Origin of the sequence: Neorhizobium petrolearium (assembly GCF_029854435.1) — a bacterium.
GTDB classification, from domain to species: domain Bacteria; phylum Pseudomonadota; class Alphaproteobacteria; order Rhizobiales; family Rhizobiaceae; genus Neorhizobium; species Neorhizobium petrolearium.
Genome location: NZ_CP123000.1, coordinates 592648 through 612233, shown reverse-complemented (window position 1 = coordinate 612233; position 19586 = coordinate 592648). Strand labels below are relative to the sequence as shown.

At 62.0% G+C, this 19586-nt stretch carries 20 protein-coding genes and 1 tRNA gene; 7 read left to right on the top strand and 14 right to left on the bottom strand.

Going from position 1 to position 19586, the window contains the following annotated elements:
* Window positions 1-19: 19 nt before the first annotated feature.
* Window positions 20-577 (bottom strand): hypothetical protein, encoded by a 558-nt coding sequence (locus QEO92_RS03105; RefSeq protein WP_227702119.1) that lies wholly within the window; start codon window positions 575-577, stop codon window positions 20-22.
* 658 nt (window positions 578-1235) lie between these two features.
* Window positions 1236-1310 (bottom strand) — tRNA-Gln (locus tag QEO92_RS03100).
* A gap of 194 nt (window positions 1311-1504) precedes the next feature.
* Here QEO92_RS03100 and QEO92_RS03095 point away from each other — a divergent pair.
* The gene (locus tag QEO92_RS03095) at window positions 1505-2416 is read left to right on the top strand and encodes an MBL fold metallo-hydrolase (protein ID WP_037157997.1); all 912 of its coding nucleotides are present in this window, start codon (window positions 1505-1507) and stop codon (window positions 2414-2416) included.
* Here the strand turns inward: QEO92_RS03095 and QEO92_RS03090 are convergent.
* Window positions 2413-3306, bottom strand: a complete 894-nt coding sequence (locus tag QEO92_RS03090; protein ID WP_037158000.1) for a DUF1499 domain-containing protein — start codon at window positions 3304-3306, stop codon at window positions 2413-2415. The genes QEO92_RS03095 and QEO92_RS03090 overlap by 4 nt on opposite strands.
* 196 nt (window positions 3307-3502) lie before the next feature.
* Here QEO92_RS03090 and QEO92_RS03085 point away from each other — a divergent pair, with 196 nt between their 5' ends.
* Window positions 3503-3769 carry a hypothetical protein gene (locus QEO92_RS03085; protein WP_037158003.1) on the top strand — a complete coding sequence of 89 codons (267 nt, stop codon included), beginning with the start codon at window positions 3503-3505 and terminating at the stop codon, window positions 3767-3769.
* A gap of 63 nt (window positions 3770-3832) precedes the next feature.
* Here the strand turns inward: QEO92_RS03085 and QEO92_RS03080 are convergent, their stop codons facing one another.
* The 5 genes from QEO92_RS03080 to QEO92_RS03060 all read right to left on the bottom strand — a co-directional run bounded on the left by QEO92_RS03080 (window position 3833) and on the right by QEO92_RS03060 (window position 12373).
* A complete protein-coding gene (locus QEO92_RS03080; protein WP_227702118.1) occupies window positions 3833-4264 on the bottom strand; it encodes a GNAT family N-acetyltransferase in 432 nt (143 codons plus the stop codon).
* Window positions 4265-4461: 197 nt separating this feature from the next.
* Window positions 4462-7143 (bottom strand): pyruvate, phosphate dikinase, encoded by a 2682-nt coding sequence (gene ppdK / locus QEO92_RS03075; RefSeq protein ID WP_227702117.1) that lies wholly within the window; start codon window positions 7141-7143, stop codon window positions 4462-4464.
* Between the two features lie 371 nt (window positions 7144-7514).
* Window positions 7515-10976, bottom strand: coding sequence for a chromosome segregation SMC family protein (locus QEO92_RS03070; RefSeq protein WP_227702116.1), 3462 nt, complete (start codon window positions 10974-10976; stop codon window positions 7515-7517).
* Between the two features lie 36 nt (window positions 10977-11012).
* Window positions 11013-11717 (bottom strand): DsbA family protein, encoded by a 705-nt coding sequence (locus QEO92_RS03065; RefSeq protein WP_227702115.1) that lies wholly within the window; start codon window positions 11715-11717, stop codon window positions 11013-11015.
* A 146-nt stretch (window positions 11718-11863) separates the two neighbouring features.
* Entirely contained in the window at window positions 11864-12373 is a 510-nt protein-coding gene (locus tag QEO92_RS03060) for a DUF721 domain-containing protein (RefSeq protein WP_227702114.1), read from the bottom strand.
* 99 nt (window positions 12374-12472) lie between these two features.
* Between QEO92_RS03060 and mutY the strand changes: the two genes are divergently transcribed.
* Window positions 12473-13558, top strand: a complete 1086-nt coding sequence (gene mutY / locus QEO92_RS03055) for an A/G-specific adenine glycosylase (protein ID WP_227702113.1) — start codon at window positions 12473-12475, stop codon at window positions 13556-13558.
* Window positions 13559-13577: 19 nt separating this feature from the next.
* Window positions 13578-14192 (top strand): HAD family hydrolase, encoded by a 615-nt coding sequence (locus QEO92_RS03050; RefSeq protein ID WP_227702112.1) that lies wholly within the window; start codon window positions 13578-13580, stop codon window positions 14190-14192.
* Window positions 14193-14305: 113 nt separating this feature from the next.
* On the opposite strand, the gene QEO92_RS03045 is transcribed toward QEO92_RS03050, so the two are convergent.
* Window positions 14306-15436 (bottom strand): site-specific DNA-methyltransferase, encoded by a 1131-nt coding sequence (locus tag QEO92_RS03045; protein WP_227702111.1) that lies wholly within the window; start codon window positions 15434-15436, stop codon window positions 14306-14308.
* Between the two features lie 180 nt (window positions 15437-15616).
* Here QEO92_RS03045 and QEO92_RS03040 point away from each other — a divergent pair, with 180 nt between their 5' ends.
* Entirely contained in the window at window positions 15617-15808 is a 192-nt protein-coding gene (locus QEO92_RS03040; protein WP_227702110.1) for a hypothetical protein, read from the top strand.
* Window positions 15805-16257 (top strand): hypothetical protein, encoded by a 453-nt coding sequence (locus QEO92_RS03035; protein WP_227702109.1) that lies wholly within the window; start codon window positions 15805-15807, stop codon window positions 16255-16257. Before QEO92_RS03040 ends, QEO92_RS03035 begins: the two co-directional genes overlap by 4 nt.
* Window positions 16258-16264: 7 nt before the next feature.
* Here QEO92_RS03035 and QEO92_RS03030 read toward each other — a convergent pair whose 3' ends face one another.
* Both QEO92_RS03030 and QEO92_RS03025 read right to left on the bottom strand, forming a co-directional pair.
* Window positions 16265-16612, bottom strand: coding sequence for an antibiotic biosynthesis monooxygenase family protein (locus QEO92_RS03030; protein ID WP_037158031.1), 348 nt, complete (start codon window positions 16610-16612; stop codon window positions 16265-16267).
* Window positions 16609-16938 (bottom strand): NIPSNAP family protein, encoded by a 330-nt coding sequence (locus QEO92_RS03025; RefSeq protein ID WP_037158034.1) that lies wholly within the window; start codon window positions 16936-16938, stop codon window positions 16609-16611. Before QEO92_RS03025 ends, QEO92_RS03030 begins: the two co-directional genes overlap by 4 nt.
* Before the next feature lie 70 nt (window positions 16939-17008).
* Between QEO92_RS03025 and QEO92_RS03020 the strand changes: the two genes are divergently transcribed.
* Entirely contained in the window at window positions 17009-17692 is a 684-nt protein-coding gene (locus QEO92_RS03020) for an ArsR/SmtB family transcription factor (protein ID WP_037158037.1), read from the top strand.
* Here the strand turns inward: QEO92_RS03020 and QEO92_RS03015 are convergent.
* The 3 genes from QEO92_RS03015 to QEO92_RS03005 form a co-directional block, all read right to left on the bottom strand.
* Complete coding sequence (locus QEO92_RS03015; protein ID WP_227702108.1) at window positions 17643-18116, bottom strand: DUF1284 domain-containing protein; 474 nt, start codon at window positions 18114-18116, stop codon at window positions 17643-17645. The two genes, QEO92_RS03020 and QEO92_RS03015, sit on opposite strands and share 50 nt — an antisense overlap.
* Window positions 18116-18703: a biotin transporter BioY gene (locus QEO92_RS03010; protein WP_227702107.1), complete on the bottom strand. Its 588-nt coding sequence runs from the start codon at window positions 18701-18703 to the stop codon at window positions 18116-18118. The genes QEO92_RS03015 and QEO92_RS03010 overlap by 1 nt, the downstream gene beginning before the upstream one ends.
* A 189-nt stretch (window positions 18704-18892) precedes the next feature.
* Complete coding sequence (locus QEO92_RS03005) at window positions 18893-19561, bottom strand: GntR family transcriptional regulator (protein WP_037158044.1); 669 nt, start codon at window positions 19559-19561, stop codon at window positions 18893-18895.
* Window positions 19562-19586: the final 25 nt, after the last annotated feature.

The following is a 19586-nucleotide window of genomic DNA, read 5'->3' as shown; positions in this document are numbered from 1 at the left end:
CTGCGTGCATAGGCCCCCCTCAAACCAAGCGGAGGAAAGAGGAAATCGCCGCACCTGCCCCAACAGCGTAAACTGTATAAACTGCGAACAAGATAGGTGGAGCGACCTCAAGCCCAAGCATGACTGAAATTCGAATGAAGCGCGATATACGGTTAATGTCGGACATTCTGGCGCTGGCGCGGCCTCTAAACTCTTCTTCCTTTCCGATTAAAGCCCTTTCCCCATAAAATTGCTTAACTTCCTCCATAAGTTGTAAAAGGTCTTGGTGAACTTCGGCAACTCGCGTGGAAAAGTATTGCTCCAAGGCGCGAACAATAAAGACGTAGCTAAAATAAGCTAAGAACAGGCTTCCAAATCCGATCACTGCGGAGCGATCAACCCTGAGCGTCAGGCCGGAAACGGTCACGCTATCTCCCACAATCTGGAGATGATTTATCAAAAGTAAAAAAGCAGCTGTCGCCATGAGAGCCTTCCGGCTCTTCGCAAAATCATCGTGATCAAGCAAAGGATACATTTTTACACCTCCGTCGCGCGTGCTTTTTCTTCGAATCATCTCCCTTGCGCTTTTGATGATCACGCGAGCTACCGACCTCAATCAAGCCAGCTTGGCCTTTATCCCATAGGATTGACTCTTTCGGAGGCGAGAACAAAATAGGAACATATTCCAGTTCTTAAGAGTGTCAGTCATGCCCGCCAGTCCGACCCAAGCCAGCCGAAGAAGACTTTGCGCAGGCATTCTTGATGCTCACGGCGGGGATGCTCTGGCCGCTCTCCGCACCGTCATAGCCGACGCCGCATTCCTCCATGATCAGCTTGAAACAGCTTCAGCCCTGATAGGGCGCGGCCGGAAACCGAAGTTCCAGCGCGAGGCATAGGGTGAAGCACAGTCGCGGCATAGACCTAATCGCGCCCCTCAGCCCCGCCGACTATCGGGCGCACGACGGCCGGCAATATGAGACCCTGAAGAGCCTCAAAGAATGGGAAGTGTTAGGCGCAAAGTGCGGGAAATGTGGCCGCGTGTCATGGCTGGACAAGCGGGCGATAGAGCGGGAATGGGGGAATCATTACCTCATGAACCTTCGCCACAAGCTCAGGTGCGCGTGCGGGAACAAGGAAGGGAACTCTGTTTTGATAGGCAAGTTGCCGCGATGATGCGGATTTATCACCGGAACACTGTTACGGTCAGCACTTTCCAATGTTCACTAAATAATTGAGTTTATTTATAAAATATTATGTGGCTGGGGCGCCTGGATTCGAACCAGGGGATGGCGGTACCAAAAACCGCTGCCTTACCGCTTGGCTACGCCCCAACGCGCGGGCGATATATCGGTAAAAAAACCGCCCGGACAAGCGGGCCTGCTGTAGCAAAGCTTTCTCGCCCCCTCAACGCCTAACTTTGCGATTTTTCCGATTTTCCGATGGCTGTTTTTGAATGCGCCGCAGCAGAAGCGGTGCTAGAGCGTTTCGGAACAGATCGGAAAATCAGGCAAGCGCCGGGGCCGGCATGGCAGAGGACCTCACTTTCGACATGGAATTTTCGCCAGCCTACGGCATGGCCGTGCCCGTGGCCGACGGTGTGCAGCGGCTCACCGTCAACAACCCCTCGCCGTTCACCTTCCACGGCACCAATACCTATATCGTCGGTCGTTCCTCGGTCGCGGTCATCGATCCGGGGCCGGAGAACAACGCGCATTTCGATGCCTTGATGGCCGCACTCAGGGGCCGCGAGGTCACCCATATCTTCGTCAGCCACACCCATCGCGACCATTCGCCGCTTGCCCGGCGGCTCAAGGATGCGACCGGCGCGCTCACCGTCGCGGAAGGGCCGCACCGCGCCGCAAGGCCGCTGCATGCGGGCGAGGTGAACCCGTTCGCGGAAAGCTCGGATACCGGCTTCGTGCCGGATATCGCGGTTGCGGACGGCGAGACCATCGAAGGAGACGGCTGGGCGCTTGCCGCCGTCCACACGCCCGGCCACACGGCCAATCACGCGGCCTTCGCGCTCCAGGGCACGGGCGTGCTCTTCTCCGCCGACCACGTGATGGCCTGGGCGACGACGATCGTGGCGCCGCCTGACGGTTCCATGGCGGATTTCATGGCCTCGATCGAAAAGCTCCTGGAGCGGGACGACCGCATATTCCTTCCCGGCCACGGCGGACCCGTGAAGGAACCCGCCTCGTTCCTGCGCGGCCTGCGAACCCATCGCCGCATGCGCGAACGCGCCGTCCTGGAGCGCATCCGGGCGGGCGACCGGCTGATACCCGACATGGTGAAGGTGATCTATGCCAGCACCGATCCGCGGCTGCACGGCGCCGCGGCACTCTCCGTGCTCGCGCATCTGGAAGACCTCATCGAGAAAGGCCGGGTGGCGACCGAGGGCCCGCCGTCGCTTTCAGGCGCATATCGGCCGGCTTAGTTTCCGGCAATGCCCAGAAGTTCCGTATCGAGCCGGTCGAGGAAATCCTCGGCGATGGCCTCGCCCATGCCAAGATCGTGCGGGCCGTAGCGGGACGCGACGCGGATATCGACCGAGGTGGTTTCGGCATCTTCCCGCAGGCGGATGACCAGATCGAAGCGAAGCCCCAGAACCAGCGTGCGGGTCTCGCCCTGCAGCAGGACGTCGCCGGCATTGCCGAAGACCGGAGAAAGCAGTGGCTCCGGCCGCTGCAGGGGAACCGGCGCCACGTCCGGCACGGGTGCCTGCTCGTCCTCCGGCGCCGGGCGTTCGGCGATATCGGGCTCGACCAGTTCGACGCCTTCCTTCCTGGTGATCGAGATGCGGGCGGAAAGCACCGCCTTCTGCACGCCCTCGTAGACGCGGTCGAGCGCTCCCTCGTAGCGCCGGCCGGTCAGGCCGGGATAGGCGACGAACTGGGCGCGGCGGTCGGCCGGCGTGACGGCATCGGGCCGCGGCAGCCATTGCTGCCTCGCATGCGCCTCGACAACCCAGGGCGGCGGATCGGCAAGGTCGGTTGAGATGTCATGGAGGGCCGGCAAGGTGTAATAATAGAAAGCGCCGGTTGCCACGACCCCAAGCGGAATGGCCGCGTAGAAGAGCCCCTTGCCGGCCGCGACGCCGCCTTCCGCGCCCACCTGCCAGAGACGGGCGAGGCCGATCAGCGAGAACGGTACCGACACCGCGGCGATCGCCGCCGAAAGGAAGGTCAGCGACAGGAAATCCGGCGTCGTCAGCGGGCCGAGGCGATGCGCCAGCACCGCGATGACGAAGAGCATGAGCGCCGAAAGGCCGAGCCTGCGGGCGGCATAGGCCGAATGGGAAACGGGCCGGACGAAACGGACGGTCATCGGATCGGGCAGGCTCCATGGCAAAAGCACAGCGGGTACTCATATACACGTTGTGCGTCTCGGATCTTGTCTCTGCGCATGTCGTTATCCCGGAACCGGTTTCCACTTCCGGGCGTCATGCTTTCATGTGTAAAACAGCTCGGCCGGGAATGGAATCCTCAGATTCGCACCCGGCCACTGAAAGGGAGTTCCTGCCATGCGTCTTTACCGCCTCGTTGTGCTTGCTGCGCTTGCCGCTCCGCTTGCAGCCTGCCAGACCATGACGCCCGAGGAACGCCGCGCGGCCGACGAGAGCACCTGCGCCGGCTACGGCTTCCGTCGCGGCACCGAGGCGATGGCGCGCTGCATGCTCGACCTGGAACTCGACCGCCGCGCCGAGTCGCGCGCCTTCCAGATCCGCAGCAGTTCGATGATGTGGAGCCCGATGGTGGTCGAACGCCGGGTGATCGTCGAGCGGAAGTAGCCGGGCGCCACGCATCCGGCTTTCGCCGGCATCGCGGCGGAGTCACCGAGACCGGCGGGAACGTCAGAAATTCCGCATTTGGTAATGCGGGATGCCGACCTCGAAGAACTCGTCGCCATGGATCTGGAAGCCGAAGCGCTCGTACATGGCCGTCTTGTCGCTCTGCGCCGTCAGATAGAAGCGGTTGCCGCGCACATCCCTGTGCGCTTCCATCGCGTGGCGGATCATGGCGCTCGCAACCCCCTTGCCGCGCCAGGGAAGGCTCACCACCACCCGGCCGATCCTGACGTAATCATCCGCATGGATGACGCGCAGCGTGCCGCAGACCTCGCCCGACACAATGGCAACGAAATGGAAGGCGTTCAGATCATCCGCGTCGAATTCCATGTCGGCGGGGACGTTCTGCTCGACGATGAAGACTTCGCGGCGCAACCGGAACCCTTCGTTGCAGAGCGTGCTGAAGACGGGGACGGGAAGGACTGTGATGTTGGTCATGGCGTTTCCGATTGTTGGCCTACCCCCTCACCAACAAAATCTACGACTTAGCTTCGCTAAGCTCGTGATTTTGTAACCTCTCCCACCAAGGGAGAGGTAGGCTGCGGCGGCGCCTCACCTTATCTCTCCCCTTGTGGGAGAGAAAGCGATTTCAACATCTTAGCAAAGCTAAGTGTTAGAAATCGCAAGTGAGGGGATCATAACGGATCACCGGTTCTTTTCCCGATCGCCGCCTGCGCCGCTGCGAGCCGCGCGATCGGCACGCGGAAGGGCGAGCACGAGACGTAATCGAGACCGGAATCCTCGCAGAAATGGATCGAGGCCGGATCGCCGCCATGCTCGCCGCAGATGCCGAGTTTCAGATCATTGCGGGCCTTCCGGCCGCGCTCCGCTGCCAGCCGGATCAGTTCGCCGACACCATCGAAATCGAGCGAGATGAACGGGTCGTGCTCGATGATGCCCTTTCTCTGATAGGTGGGGATGAAGGCCGCCGCATCGTCACGCGAGATGCCGAACGTGGTCTGGGTCAGGTCGTTGGTGCCGAAGGAGAAGAATTCCGCCGTCTCGGCGATCACATGAGCGCGGATCGCCGCACGCGGCAGCTCGATCATCGTACCGACAAGATAGTGGATCGGTGTGCCGCTTTCCTTCGCCACATCCTCGGCGACGCGGTCGATCACGTCCTTCACATAGTCCAGCTCGGTGCGGAGGCTGACGAGCGGCACCATGATTTCCAGTTCCACCGGCTCACCGGTCACCTTGGCCGCCTCCACGGCCGCCTCGAAGATGGCACGGGCCTGCATTTCGGCGATCTCGGGATAGGAAATCGCCAGCCGGCAACCGCGATGGCCGAGCATCGGGTTGAACTCGTGGATCGCATCGATGCGTCGGGCTAGAAAGGCTGGCGACATGCCCATGGCTTTCGCAACGTCGGCAATCTCGGCCTCCGTCTTCGGCAGGAATTCGTGCAGCGGCGGATCGAGCAGCCGGATCGTCACCGGCAGGCCGTGCATGATCGAGAAGAGCTCGACGAAATCGGAACGCTGCATCGGCAGGAGTTTCGCAAGCGCCGCACGCCGGCCGCCCTCGTCCTCGGCAAGGATCATCTCGCGCATCACCTGAATGCGATCGCCTTCGAAGAACATGTGCTCGGTGCGGCAGAGCCCGATGCCTTCCGCGCCGAAGGAACGGGCGGCGCGGGCGTCCTGCGGCGTGTCGGCATTGGTGCGCACCGTCATGCGGCGGCACTTGTCGGCCCAGGCCATCAGCTTGCCGAAATCGCCGGAAAGCTCCGGCTGTATCATCGGCACGGCACCCTCCAAGACCTGGCCGGAGGAGCCATCGATGGTGATCGTATCGCCCCGCTTCAGCGTCATCCCGGCGACGCCGATCAGCACCTCATTGCGCATGTCGACGCGCATGGAGCCGGCGCCGACCACGCAGGGGATGCCCATGCCGCGGGCGACGACGGCCGCGTGGCTGGTCATGCCGCCGCGCGTGGTCAGGATGCCTTCTGCCGCGTGCATGCCGTGGATATCCTCGGGGCTCGTTTCGATGCGAACCAGGATGACCTTGCGACCTTCGGCTTCCGCCTGCACGGCCTCTTCCGCCGTGAAGACGACCTCGCCGGTCGCCGCCCCTGGGGAAGCCGGCAGGCCGGACCCGATGACATGGCGCTCGACGCGCGGATCGATAGTCGGATGAAGAAGCTGGTCCAGCGAAGGCGGCTCGATGCGGCAGACAGCCTCTTCCTCGGTGATCAGTCCTTCAGCGACCATATCCACGGCAATCTTCATTGCGGCACGGGTGGTGCGCTTGCCGGATCGCGTCTGCAACATCCAGAGCTTGCCGCGCTCGACGGTGAATTCGAGATCCTGCATGTCGCGGTAATGCGCTTCCAGCCGTCCGCAGATCTCCTTGAACTCCGCAAATGCCTCCGGCATCAGCTTCTCCATGGACGGCTTTTCCGAACCGGACGCGAGGCGTCCCTCTTCGGTGATCGATTGCGGCGTGCGGATTCCCGCCACGACATCCTCGCCCTGCGCATTCACCAGAAACTCGCCATAAAGCGCCCTTTCGCCGGTGGACGGATTGCGGGTGAAGGCCACGCCGGTCGCCGACGAAGAGCCAAGATTGCCGAAGACCATGGCCTGGACGTTGACGGCCGTGCCCCATTCCTCCGGAATGCGATGCAAGGTGCGATAGGTCTTGGCGCGCGGGTTCATCCAGCTCGAAAAGACGGCGGCGATTGCCCCCCAGAGTTGAACGTGCGGGTCCTGCGGGAAGCTCTCGCCGAGTTCCTCCTCGATCATCTGCTTGTAGATGCCGACGACATGCTGCCATTCGACGGCGGAAAGATCCGTATCGTATTCGTGGCCAAAGCGCGCCTTCTCATCCTCGAGGATTTCCTCGAAAACCTCGTGGTCGAGGCCCATGACCACATCAGCATACATCTGGATGAAGCGGCGGTAGCTGTCCCAGGCGAAGCGCGCATCGCCCGCGTCATGGCCGAGCGCCTGCACGGTCTCGTCATTGAGGCCGAGATTGAGGACAGTATCCATCATGCCGGGCATGGAGGCGCGCGCGCCCGAACGAATGGAGAGCAGCAGAGGCTTGGGATGCCCGCCGAATGTGCGGCCGGTCAGCTCTTCCATGGCTGCAATGCCTTCAAGGACCTGAGCTTTCAGCTCTTCTGGAAGTGCCTTGTCATTGTCGAAATAAAAGGCGCAGGCTTCGGCAACGATCGTCAGTCCCGGCGGCACAGGCAGGCCGAGACTCGCCATTTCCGCAAGATTGGCGCCTTTGCCGCCAAGCCGCTCGACATCTGCGGAACGGCCTTCCGCCTCGCCTCCGCCGAAGCGATAGACCCACTTCGTCATACTGCTCTCCACCCCTACGCAGTCTCTTTTTGCAATAACTACAAGTTTTATGATGGTTTGGGAACGGATGAAGGCAGGATTATGTTGCATCGCAACATAATCGATGACGAGAGCGTTAAAGGAAGGTGCAGGGCGGCCCAGAAAACAAAGCTTTGCGGGGCCGGATCACAGGCGGCCCCGCAAAGCTTTCCGCCCAGGACAGGAAACCCGGACGGGGGGTAGGAAACTCGATCGCCGTGCCTCGCTTAACGCCAAAGGACGACATTTATTCGAAATCCACGATCACAAGACACTAATAACCGAAAAATTGCATCCCCCATATGGGTGATTCTACGTAATCGTGAGCATTTTTATGAAACTCGGTAAATTGCTCAACTCGCCTCACGCATCAGTTCTGCTGTCTGCAGATCGACGGATACGAGCTGGGAGACCCCCTGTTCGGCCATCGTGACGCCGAAGAGCCTGTTCATGCGGGCCATGGTGATCGGGTTGTGGGTGATGATGACAAAGCGGGTTTCCGTGGAGGCCGCCATTTCATCCATAAGGTTGCAGTAGCGCTCCACGTTGTGGTCGTCCAGCGGCGCATCCACCTCGTCCAATACGCAGATCGGCGCCGGATTGGTGAGGAAGACGGCGAAGATGAGCGCCATGGCGGTCAGAGCCTGCTCCCCACCGGAAAGCAACGTCATGGTCTGCGGCTTCTTGCCCGGCGGACGGGCAAGGATCTCAAGCCCGGCTTCGAGCGGATCATCCGATTCGATCAGCTGCAGTTCGGCGGTGCCGCCGCCGAACAGGTGCGTAAAGAGCCGCTGGAACTCGGCATTGACCACATCGAAAGCAGCCAGCAGGCGCTCGCGGCCTTCGCGGTTGAGGCTCTGGATCGCGCCGCGCAGCTTGCGGATCGCATCGATGACGTCGGCGCGCTCGCGCATCAGTATATCGAGCTTGTCGGACAGTTCCTTCTGCTCCTCGTCAGCGCGCAGGTTGACGGCGCCGAGCCGCTCGCGCTCCATCCGCAACCGATCGACCTCGCGCTCGATCTCGCGGATATCGGGCATCGGCGCCTCGGGCCTGAGGCCTGCAAGCCGAAGCACCTCATGCGGCGCGACATTCAAAGTCTCGCGGATCCGCTGCTCGCTCTCGTGACGCTTCTCGGCAGCCGACACCAGGCGTTCTTCGGCCCTGCCGCGCTTTTCGCGCGCTTCGGCAAGCTCGGAAAGAGCGATCGCGGCAATCCGATCCGCCTCGCGCTGGCGGGTTTCGGCTTCGGCCAGCCGATCGGCGGCGGCGCGACGGGCCTCCTCCGCCTTCTGCAATTCGCTGAGCAGCGCACGCCGCTTGTCATCGAACTCTTCGGGGGCGGCCTCGAGGTCGACGATCTCCTCGCGGGCCTCTTCTTCGCGCTCACGCAGGTTTGCAATATGATCGGCAGCACTCGCCGCCCGCGCCGTCCAAGAGGCGCGCTCCTGCGCAATCGCGGCAAGCCGGCGCTTGCGAGCCTCGGTCTCGCGACTCAGACCCTCGTAGCGGGCACGCGCCTCGGCAAGCAGGCCGCGATCGGTCGCCACCACCGCCTGCTGTTCGCGGAGCCGGTTGTCGATGTCGGAAATATCCGGCGCATCTTCAAGCTCGGCCCGGGCGTTCTCCTCCTGCAGTCCGATATCCTCGATCTGCGTGTTGAGCTGGTTCACCGCTTCGGTGGCGACATCGCGGCGGCGCATCAGGTCGCCGGCGGCGCGCTCGGCGGCGGCCAGCGCATCGCGGGCTTCGGTGAGCCGTCGAGCGGCAAGCCGGCTGCGGTCGCGGGCGTCGTTGAGCTGCCGTTCCCTCGCGACGATCTCGGCGGCGGCCGAAGTGAGCGCCACTTCGGCTTCCGAGAGCAGAATGCGGGCCTCGTCGATCTCCGCTTCCAGTTCCGATAACCGGTTCTTCTGGGAAAGCCTGAGCGCTGCAGCGCCCGGCGCTTCGGAACCGGTCACATGCCCGTCCCAGCGATAAACGCCACCTTCCCTGGTCACCAGCCGCTGGCCGGGCGCGAGCTCGCGCATCAGGCGATGCGCGTCCACCTCGGCAACGACGCCGATCTGCGCGAGGCGACGGGAGAGTTCCGGCGGCGCGGTCACACGGGCGATCAGCGGTTCTGCGCCATGCGGCAGAACCGGATCGGCGGAGCCATCGCCGTTCTGTGACCAGTAGGTCGGCGCGGAACTGTCGATCGGGCTTTCAAGATCGTCGCCGAGTACGGCGCCAAGTGCAGCTTCGTACCCACGATCGACGCTGATCATTTCCGCAACCGCGACGAAATCCCCCGAAGCAGCGCCGGCGGCCAGCATTTTCGAAATGGTGCGCCCTTCGGTCTCCAGCGCGTTGAGCGCCGAACGGGCGGTATCCACTGGTCCCCGGGCCATCTGTTCATTGGATCTAGCGGAAGCAAGTGCGGCTTCCACCTCCTCAACGATCACTGCAGCATCCTCGACGGCGATTTCCGCCGCCTCCACCGCTTCACGCTTCTCGGCGGGATCGTCGAGGCCGGAAAGACGCTCGTTGATCGCGTCAAGCTCAGCGGTCGCATCGGCAAGCTGCCGGTCGAGACGCTGGCGGCGTTCGGCGAGATCGCGGATCAGCCGTTCGAGCTGATTGCGGCCAGCGGCAGCTTCTGCGCGCTCCGCGGTGATGGCGGAAAACAGCTTCTCACTTTCGGCGAGTGCCGCGGCGGCCGTTTCGAAGGCCTCGCGCAATTCGTCCGCTTCCAGGCCGGAATCGGCCAGCATATCGCTGAGTTCGGCTTCCTCCTGGTCCAGCTTTTCAAGGAAGACGGCATTGTCGGCGGCGAGCTGCTCCTCGCGACGGATGTCCTCTCCGAGCTGAGCGAGCCTCCGGGTAAGCTCGTCGCGACGCTTCAGGAGCCGGTTTGCCTCCTCCTCCAGTTGCCCGCGAGCGATCTGGATGCGCTGCAGGGCCGCGCCGGCTTTCGCCTCCTCCTCGCGCAGCTCCGGCAGCTTGAGACTTGCGACGGCCTGGCTCTTGGCCGCCTCCATCTGCGCCTGCGCCTTCTCTACGACGATGGCCGTCACCTGGTTGAGCGCGCTTTCCGCTTCACCTTCCGCCTCCTTTGCCTGCACCCAGCGAATATGCAGCAGCATAGCCTCGCGGGCGCGGATATCGGCCGACAGCGTCTTGAAGCGGTTCGCCTGACGAGCCTGACGCTTCAGGCTCTCGATCTGTGTTTCGAGCTGGGTCAGAACGTCGTCCAGGCGTTCGAGATTGCCCTCTGCCGCGCGCAGCCTGAGTTCCGCCTCGTGACGGCGGGAATGCAGGCCGGAAATGCCGGCCGCCTCTTCCAGGAGCTGGCGGCGAGCTTGGGGTTTTGCCTGGATGAGCTCGCCGATCCGCCCCTGCCCGACCATGGAAGGCGACCGCGCACCGGTCGAGGCATCGGCAAAGAGAAGCTGCACGTCCTTGGCGCGCGCCTCCTTGCCGTTGATGCGATAGATGGAGCCGGATTCGCGCTCGATGCGCCGGCTTACCTGGATTTCGTCGGCATCGTTGAAGGCGGCGGGCGCGGTGCGGTCGGAATTATCGAGATGGAGGCCGACCTCGGCGGTGTTGCGGGCCGGGCGATTGCCGGAGCCGGAAAAGATCACGTCATCCATCCCGGACGCGCGCATGTTCTTGTAGGAATTCTCGCCCATCACCCATCGAAGCGCTTCGACAAGGTTGGACTTGCCGCAACCGTTCGGGCCGACCACACCGGTCAGCCCGCGCTCGATGATGAATTCCGTCGGCTCGACGAAGGACTTGAATCCGACAAGGCGCAGCTTGGTGAACTTCATGCCGCGCCCCTCACCTTCCCTTCAGGGAAGGTGTGCTCACAACAGGCTGTCGATGAGCTTGGACATGGATTCAACCGACATGTCTCCCGAATACTTCTTGCCGTTGATCAGGAAGGTCGGCGTGGAATTCACACCAAATTTGTCCGCGCCCCGCTTCACGACCTCGTTTACTTCATCGAGAAGCTTCTGGTTCGTCAAGCAAGCCTCGAAACTCTGCTGTGAGTAACCTGCCAGTTTGACGCTCTGAAGCAGGGCATTGCGGACATTGCCGTCGGCCGGAGCGGCCCAGGCGCGCTGCTGCTTGAAGAGCATCGAAACCATCGGGAAATATTGGGCAGGCGTCGAAAGCTCCTGCGGGTTCTGCGGATTGCAGCGGGCCAGCATGAAGGCGGCCGTCGCAACCGGATCGAACGGGAACTCGCGGATGATGAAGCGGACTTTGCCGCTATCGATATACTTGGTCTTGATGGCCTCGAAGGTATTGTTGTGGAAATTGGCGCAATGCGGGCAGGTCATCGACATGTATTCGATGATTTTCACCGGGGCGTTCTCTTCACCGAGCGCCATTTCCGCCAGCGGACCAGGCTTCAGCGCCTCGGCCATATCCACGTCGCCTTGCGATTCCGGCATTTCCTGCGCGAAGGCTTGTGAAGCGCCGAGCGGTAGCACCAGGCAAAGAGCGGCCGCGGCCCCTCCGCCGAGAAGTGCGCGCCTGGTGGTGGTGATATCGTTCATCTGCATGGAACACCCGTGTGCGAGAGAGCTCGAATTGTTTGACATTCCGTATCGCGGCACCCGAACGCGAACAAGCTGTCGATAGGCAAAACTCTTCAAAGAATTGTGACAAATCGAAAGTGTATCAGAGATGAACGCAAGGTTCCCCGCGTTCATGCCTTGCGCTTCTTCTGCAGGACGGCGGTGCCCAGCCGGGCCACCGCCTTTTTCAGCGCCTCGCTTTCGATGCCTTCCATCATCGTTTCGAGGCGTCTCGCCGCCTCGCCCTTCAGCGGCGGCGGCCGCTTCGGATGTCTGGAGGTTGGCGAGACGGGCTTCTGGACGATGCGGATCTGCCGAACAGCGGGAAAACCGAAAAAGCCGTTGATGCGGGCGATCAGTTCGCCCTGGGCATGGGTGAGAAACAGCGCGCGAGCGCCTTCGCAGGCAATCGTCAAAACGCCGGGCTGATAACTCGTTTCGCCATACCCATCATTGCGCGGCCAGACGATCTTCTCCGGCCGCGTGCAATCGGCAAAACCCTCGCCGGCGATCTCGTCCCAGGAGCCGAGCAGCGCCGTCGATATGCCGGCACGGCGGGCCAGCACCGGATCGATGATGCCGTTCGCGACCTCGGAAATCTGGACGACGCCTCGCCGGGCGCCTTTCTTTGGATAACTCATCGCTCTTGTCGGATTCCTGGCCGCATTCGTCCGCGCCATCCTTGATGGCGGCGCATTCCTGTTTCAAGTATAGGGCATCTCCTCCCGTAACGGCAAACGATGCTCCAGACGCTCCCCGCACTCCATGCCCCGAAGCTTCTTTCCTGGTACGACCGGCACCACCGGGAATTGCCCTGGCGGGTGAACCCGGCTGCCGCGAAGGCCGGAAAACGGGCCGATCCCTACCATGTCTGGCTCTCGGAAGTGATGCTGCAGCAGACGACCGTGCAGGCCGTCAAACCCTATTTCGCCAAATTCCTGGCGCTCTGGCCCAAGGTGACCGATCTGGCGGCCGCCCCGGTCGAGGACGTGATGGCCGCCTGGGCCGGGCTCGGATACTACGCTCGCGCCCGCAACCTCAAGAAATGCGCCGAGACAGTGGCCCTGGAACATGGCGGCGTCTTCCCGGATACGGAGGAAGGACTGAGGGCGCTTCCCGGCATCGGCGACTATACGTCAGCGGCCATTGCGGCGATCGCCTTCAACCGGCAGTCCGCCGTGATGGACGGCAATGTGGAGCGGGTGATCTCGCGGCTCCACGCCATCGATGCGCCGCTGCCGGGCTCCAAGCCCTTGATGAAGGCCAGGGTCGCCGAACTGACGCCTTCGGATCGGCCGGGCGACTTCGCCCAGGCGATGATGGATCTCGGTGCCACCATCTGCACCCCCAAAAGGCCGACCTGTGCACTCTGTCCCTTCCGTGACGACTGTCTTGCCTTTGCCGAACACGACCCGGAGAGCTTTCCGGTCAAGGCGGCGAAGAAGGAAAAGCCGGTTCGGTTCGGCGCGGCCTTCGTCGCCGTGACGCCCGGGGGCGAAGCGCTTTTAAAGCGCCGCATCGAAAGCGGCTTGCTCGGCGGCATGACGGAAGTGCCAACCACTGCCTGGACTTCGCGGGTGGACGGCGGCACGACGGCAGACCATGCTCCCTTTCCTGCCGGCTGGGAAGCCTGCGGCACGGTCGTCCATGTCTTCACCCATTTCGAACTCAGGCTTTCCGTCTTCCGGGCGCTGACCGAGAAGGTCGCCGTCGATGACGGGTGGTGGGAGCCGGTCACAAATCTTGAGGCCCAGGCATTGCCGACTGTCATGAAAAAAGCAATTGCGCAGGCTATTTCGCGAGCCTTCGAAAAACATCCGAACTGATTCTTTCAAGGAATACTCAATGGCGGCCACGATCGACCACATCGTCTTCGACATCGGCAAGGTGCTGATCCACTACGATCCGAACATTCCCTTCAGCCGCATCATCCCCGATGAAGAAGAACGCAAATGGTTCTTCCTCAACGTCTGCACCCATGAATGGAATCTGGAACAGGACCGCGGCCGCACGTGGGAAGATGCCGAAGCGCTGCTGATCGCCGAACATCCCGAGCGCGAGGAACAGATCCGCGCCTTCCGCAAATACTGGCACGAGATGGTTCCGCATGCCTATGACGGCTCGGTGGCGATCATGGAAGGCCTGATCGACGGCGGTCGCGACGTGACGATGCTGACCAACTTCGCCGCCGACACATTCGTCGACGCCAGGAAACTGTTTCCCTTCCTGGACAAGCCGCGGGGCGTCACCGTTTCCGGCGAGATCGGCCTCATCAAGCCGGACGTGGCGATCTACGAAAGGCATGCCCGCGATTTCGGCCTCGTTCCCGAAGCGACGATCTTCATCGACGATTCCTACCCGAATGTGGAAGGCGCCCGCGCCGCCGGCTGGCAGGCGGTGCATTTCAAGGATCCCGAAACGCTTAGAAAGGACCTCGCCGGTTACGGCGTGGAGGTCTGACCGAAAGAAATATGGCGCCCGGGGTCAGCCTCCCCGAGCGCCAATTCTCCTCACCCGGGACTAGAGGTACATGACCGGGCAAGGAATTTGTGCGATCTGGCGGGACCGGTGGATCAGTCCAATTTTGCCAGGTCGTTGCGGATGACGGTCCTGAGTTCATCGATGGGCTTGAGCGATTGCCCGTCGTCGAAGTGCCAGAACGTCCATCCGTTGCATGCATCAAAGCCCTGCACTTTCGCGCCCAGGCGATGAATGGAGCCGGCCTCGCCGTTCGCCGAAAGCGTGCCGTCGGCACGGATGATGGCGCTGAAACGACGCCTTGCGTCGGTCAGTACCTGGCCTGGCCGGACGAGACCCGCCTCGATCAGCGCGTTGAAGGCCACGCGAGGTTCGGCCTTCTTGCCGGTCATGACCGTCAGTTCCGCCTTGCCGAGCGGTTCGACGGCCGCGATGCGGGCGGCGGCGGCATCGATGTAATCCTGTTCTCGCTCGATTCCGACGAAATTGCGGCCAAGACGCTTCGCCACCGCACCGGTCGTTCCGGAACCGAAGAAGGGGTCGAGGATGACGTCGCCGGGCTTGGTGGACGACATGATGACGCGGGCAAGCAGCGCTTCCGGCTTCTGGGTCGGGTGGACCTTCTTGCCATCGTCATCCTTCAGGCGCTCGGAACCGGAGCAGATCGGAAAGAGCCAGTCGGAGCGCATCTGGACGTCTTCGTTCGACGCCTTCAGCGCATCATAGTTGAAGGTATAGCTTTTCGCCTTGGCGTCACGGCTTGCCCAGATCATCGTTTCATGGGCGTTCTGGAACCGGCGGCCCTTGAAATTCGGCATCGGGTTCACCTTGCGCCAGACGATATCGTTGAGCAGCCAGAAATTCAGGTCCTGCATGATCGCGCCGACGCGGAAGATGTTGTGATAGGAGCCGATGACCCAGATGGTGCCGTTCGGCTTCAGCACACGGCGGCAGGCGAGCAGCCAGGCGCGGGTGAAGGCATCGTAGACCTCGAAGGAGGAAAACTGGTCCCAGTCATCGTCGACAGCATCGACCAGCGACTGATCGGGACGGTGCAGCGTGCCGCCAAGCTGAAGGTTATACGGAGGATCGGCAAAGATCGCATCGACGGAGTGATCCGGCAGCGCTTCCAGAGCGGCGACGCAATCGCCCTTGATGATGGAGTTGAGCCAGGAAACCCGACGGACCTGCCCCTGCAGATCGGCCAGCGGAAGAACTGCTGCCATAAGATACTCGCTACGCTGTACTCGAACGAATTTACTGGCCGTTATGGTTACCCAGCTTGGTTACCAAAAGCTGAAAGCATTGAACGATTTCGAGAAAAAATTCGAGGGCGTGGAAAGAGCGACTGACTTGATCATTTCAATACGTATCGTATCTTTTAGAAACAACGATGGAGTGCAATCATGGCCTTCGCAAAAGCGTCAGCAAAACGGAAAGAATATCCAGCGAAAAAGGTTCTGTTCGCCGGCGAACTCAGCGAAGCGGAAATGGCGGCGATCCGCATTGCCAAGATTGAGGCAACCGCGTCCTACGAACTCGATGATCTTGATGAGAAAGGCAAGCTCATCTCTCGGAAACCGGATCAGAATTCTTGAAAATTCCACGCTCTGCGCCTGTCGGAAGCGTCATCGCCTACGAATATCTTTGGCATTCTCAATCCGGAATACGAGACGACGGCGAGAAAGCGCGTCCCGCCGTCATCATCCTTTCGGTCACGCACGAAGATGGCAAGCAGATCGTCTATTGCCTCGGTATTTCCCATAGCGAGCCCAGATCCGCTCAGCGGGCCTTGCCCATGCCGATAAAGCTGCTGCGGCATCTCGGTCTCAGCGATGCACCGTCCTGGGTTTATACCGACCAACTCAATGTCTTTGTCTGGCCAAGTCCCGACCTGCGCCCGGCATCTTGGCTATCGAGCCGGCCGGACGCAGAGGATAGCTGTGTCATCGGGGTCTTGCCCGGAGACTGGTTCGAGATGCTCAAGGCCCATCTCGAAGAGAGTCACAAGCTCGGGCGGCTGGCCTTAATCAAACGCGACGGCTAACCTTCCTTCACGCCGCATGCACCTTGCGGCTGTCCTCCGGCGCCTCGTCGCGCTCGAACATGCCGTAGTCGCGCAGCACATGGCCGATGCGGAGGCGATAATCGGCGAATATGCCGTTACGTCCCGCCTGTTGCGCGGCGCGGTGGGCTTCCAGATTGCGCCACTGGCGCACCGCCTCCTCGTCCCGCCAGAAGGAGAGCGAGAGGAGTTTGCCGCGCAGGGTGAGGCTCTCGAACCGCTCGATCGAGATGAATCCATCGATCTTTTCGAGTTCCGAGCGCAGTTCTCCCGCAAGGTCGAGATATTTGTGGCGTTCGCCCATATAGGGCACGACTTCGAAGATGACGGCGATCATGGCTTTACGAAAGCTCCGTGGGGAGTGGACACATTCTTCAGGAAGATCCGGTCTTCCTTCAGAATAAAACGCTCGCGTTTTGCGAAGGCGTAGTTCTGTTGACCAAGCGGATCGGCCGCCAGCCGGGCGCGGTAGCTTTCGTAGGCCGCCAGGCTCTCGATATTATAGACGCCGTAGGCGGTCGTGGCCGAGCCTTCATGGGGGCCGAAATAACCGATGAGGTCGGCGCCGCAACGCGGGATCGCCTGGCCCCAGTTGCGGGCATATTCGGCGAACTCCGTTTTCCTGAACGGGTCGATCTCATAGCGAATGAAACACGTGATCATGGCTTTCTCCTGTCTTGCAAGGGTGTTTTGCCATATTGCCGAACGAAGATGCTTCGGTTAGGATCGAAGTATGAAAGAAGGTCCGGACATTGCCCGCATCGGAACATTGATCGGCGATCCCGCGCGCGCCAACATGCTGACGGCGTTGATGGGCGGCCAGGCGCTGACGGCGACCGAGCTTGCGCAAGCAGCCGGCGTGACGCTGCAGACGGCGAGTTCGCATCTTTCGAAACTGGAGGATGGCGGTCTCATCGCCCAGCGCAAGCAGGGACGGCATCGCTATTTCACGCTGGCCGATGCGGCGGCCGGCGCACTGCTCGAAAGTCTCATGGGGTTTGCCGCAAGCCGCGGGCACCTGCGCCACCAGCCCGGACCGAAGGATCCGGCGTTGCGCAAGGCGCGAGTCTGCTACGATCACCTGGCCGGCGACTACGGCGTCAGAATGCTTGATAGTTTCGTCAAGCGCGGTGCGATTGCGACCGACGGCGAGAACCTGGCGATGACCGAGGAAGGCCGGACGGAACTCGGCAGGATCGGCATCGATGTGGGAACACTTTCCTCCAGCCGCCGGCCGATCTGCAAATCCTGCCTCGACTGGAGCGAGCGGCGCTCGCATCTTGCCGGCACGCTCGGCAAGGCGCTGCTGTCGCATTTCCTCGAAAAAGGCTGGGCAAGGCGCAGCGGCGAAAGCCGCGCCGTGCTGTTCACGCCCGAGGGCGAGCGGAAATTCCTGGCGCTGTTTCCGGCGGATTGAGCCTTCGTCCCCGCACCAGCGCCCCTTGATATCCCTCTCCCGCGATGCGGTCGCAAAGCCCGCCCCATTCGCAACCGGCGCAGGCGCGGCGCGTCGAACCGGCGGAAAAAGCTTCACGCAGCCTATCGAGCAGCGCCGGATCGGAAGCGATCACCGATCCTGCCTCAAGCTCACAACCAAGCAGCTTGCCAAGATCGGCAAGCGCCGCCGCATCACGACCGACAACCGATGCTGCGAGGCAATGTGCATTCTCATCCCGCAGAAGCGGCGCGCAGATATCGTCCGGGCCGGAGACGATCTCGATCGGCTCGCCAGCGGAAAGCCGGGCTGCGATCCGGCGATAGTTGGCGACGAAGGCCGGATTGTAGCCTTCGCCGACAAAGGTCAGCATGCAGAGAAGATGATGCGGCCGCAGCCTGACCATTACTCTGCCGCAGTACGATTGCGGGAGGCGAGCACGGCCAGGACGGCCGCCGCGAGACCTGATTTCAGCGCCGCACCGAGGATGAAGGGCGCAACACCGGCCCAGAACGCCTTTTCAGCGCCGATCAACGCCGCGAGCCAGACCCAGCCGAGCGCTAGGCACAAGAGGTTTGCGGCCAGATGCGCCGAAAAGCTGGCGACAAGGCGGCGCCCGGTCCAGCCGCGCTCGGCAAGCGAGCCGGCTGCGGCGGCGACCAGCGGGAAGGAAAAGAGATAACCGGCCGTAGCCCCCATGAAAGGAGCAATTCCGCCCGCGCCGCCCGCCAGAACCGGGGCGCCGAGCATGGCTTCACCGAGCCATGCGAGAACCGTCACCGCGCCGAGCCGCCAGCCGTAGAGCACGCCGATCATGGTCACCGCGAAGGTCTGCATGGTGACCGGCACCGGCACCATCGGCACGGAAATCTGCGAGGCGATCGCCAGCGCGAGCGTGCCGGCCAGCACGAACACGACCTTCGCCAGGACGGTCCTGCCGGCCAGCCGCAGCGGATCGAATGCAAGGGCTTCATGGGAATTGGTCAGGGACATCAAGCGCTCCTTTTCAAATTATAGATAATTTTGATTCCCATCTATTTCATGAAGCACATTCACACCCTTCGCAAGTGGCTTTGTCGCGATCAATCGCCAGCCGCTACGCGTTAGAGATCAAAAAATCAGATATATCTGGCGCTTTTGAGAGATTTCGCAGGGAAATAAATTATCTATAATTTTTGATCATCAACCGACGATGGCGAAAGTCTCGCGCGACATACCCGCCCGAGAAGGCTGCGGGCCGCGGCCGATCCATTGGACATGCTTCTGGAGGATGGCCGCAGCCTCCTCCGCCCTTCCCTGACGTAGCGCGGCAAGAATGGCGCGATGATCGTGGTCGGTCCGCTTCTCCCAGCCGGATTGCCAGGCGGAGAACAGGAAACGGGCGCTCGCTGCGTGCAGGTCGTCGATCGAGGCAAGCAGCCGCTTCATGCCGCAGGGAGCGAGGATGAGGTTGTGGAACCGGCGGTTCGCCTCTTCCCAGGCCTGAACGTCGGCTGCCGCATCGCCCTCGCGGGTCGCCTCTTCCGCCGCATCAAGGATGGCCGGCGTCAGATGGCGCGCGGCATGGCGAAGCGCCAGCACTTCCAGCGCGGCACGCATTTCCGCCACTTCGCGGACTTCGGCGAGATCGAAGGATGCCACGCGAACGCCGCGGCGCGGCTCGCTGATCGCCAGCCCCTGCGCCTCCAACCGCCGGAAGGCTTCGCGCACCGGCACGTGGCTCGTCTGGAATTCCTCGGCGATATGATCCTGGCGAAGACGTGCGCCCGCGGCGAGCTCGCCGCGCACGATGCGATCGGCAAGTACCCGGCTGATGCGGCTGGCGATGGTGTCTTCCGGCTCCTTGCCCATGTTCGTTCCTTAGATGGCCATCCCT

Coding starts and splice junctions, on each gene's coding strand:
- QEO92_RS03030 (WP_037158031.1), bottom strand. CDS start 16,612: ATGATCGCCGTCATCTTCGAAGTCGTGCCCTATATGGGCGAACGCCAC.
- QEO92_RS03070 (WP_227702116.1), bottom strand. CDS start 10,976: ATGAAGTTCACCAAGCTGCGCCTTGTCGGATTCAAGTCCTTCGTCGAG.
- QEO92_RS03020 (WP_037158037.1), top strand. CDS start 17,009: ATGAAAGAAGGTCCGGACATTGCCCGCATCGGAACATTGATCGGCGAT.
- QEO92_RS03095 (WP_037157997.1), top strand. CDS start 1,505: ATGGCAGAGGACCTCACTTTCGACATGGAATTTTCGCCAGCCTACGGC.
- QEO92_RS03015 (WP_227702108.1), bottom strand. CDS start 18,116: ATGGTCAGGCTGCGGCCGCATCATCTTCTCTGCATGCTGACCTTTGTC.
- QEO92_RS03050 (WP_227702112.1), top strand. CDS start 13,578: ATGGCGGCCACGATCGACCACATCGTCTTCGACATCGGCAAGGTGCTG.
- QEO92_RS03025 (WP_037158034.1), bottom strand. CDS start 16,938: ATGATCACGTGTTTCATTCGCTATGAGATCGACCCGTTCAGGAAAACG.
- QEO92_RS03065 (WP_227702115.1), bottom strand. CDS start 11,717: ATGCAGATGAACGATATCACCACCACCAGGCGCGCACTTCTCGGCGGA.
- QEO92_RS03080 (WP_227702118.1), bottom strand. CDS start 4,264: ATGACCAACATCACAGTCCTTCCCGTCCCCGTCTTCAGCACGCTCTGC.
- QEO92_RS03085 (WP_037158003.1), top strand. CDS start 3,503: ATGCGTCTTTACCGCCTCGTTGTGCTTGCTGCGCTTGCCGCTCCGCTT.
- QEO92_RS03040 (WP_227702110.1), top strand. CDS start 15,617: ATGGCCTTCGCAAAAGCGTCAGCAAAACGGAAAGAATATCCAGCGAAA.
- ppdK (WP_227702117.1), bottom strand. CDS start 7,143: ATGACGAAGTGGGTCTATCGCTTCGGCGGAGGCGAGGCGGAAGGCCGT.
- QEO92_RS03045 (WP_227702111.1), bottom strand. CDS start 15,436: ATGGCAGCAGTTCTTCCGCTGGCCGATCTGCAGGGGCAGGTCCGTCGG.
- QEO92_RS03010 (WP_227702107.1), bottom strand. CDS start 18,703: ATGTCCCTGACCAATTCCCATGAAGCCCTTGCATTCGATCCGCTGCGG.
- QEO92_RS03005 (WP_037158044.1), bottom strand. CDS start 19,561: ATGGGCAAGGAGCCGGAAGACACCATCGCCAGCCGCATCAGCCGGGTA.
- mutY (WP_227702113.1), top strand. CDS start 12,473: ATGCTCCAGACGCTCCCCGCACTCCATGCCCCGAAGCTTCTTTCCTGG.
- QEO92_RS03090 (WP_037158000.1), bottom strand. CDS start 3,306: ATGACCGTCCGTTTCGTCCGGCCCGTTTCCCATTCGGCCTATGCCGCC.
- QEO92_RS03060 (WP_227702114.1), bottom strand. CDS start 12,373: ATGAGTTATCCAAAGAAAGGCGCCCGGCGAGGCGTCGTCCAGATTTCC.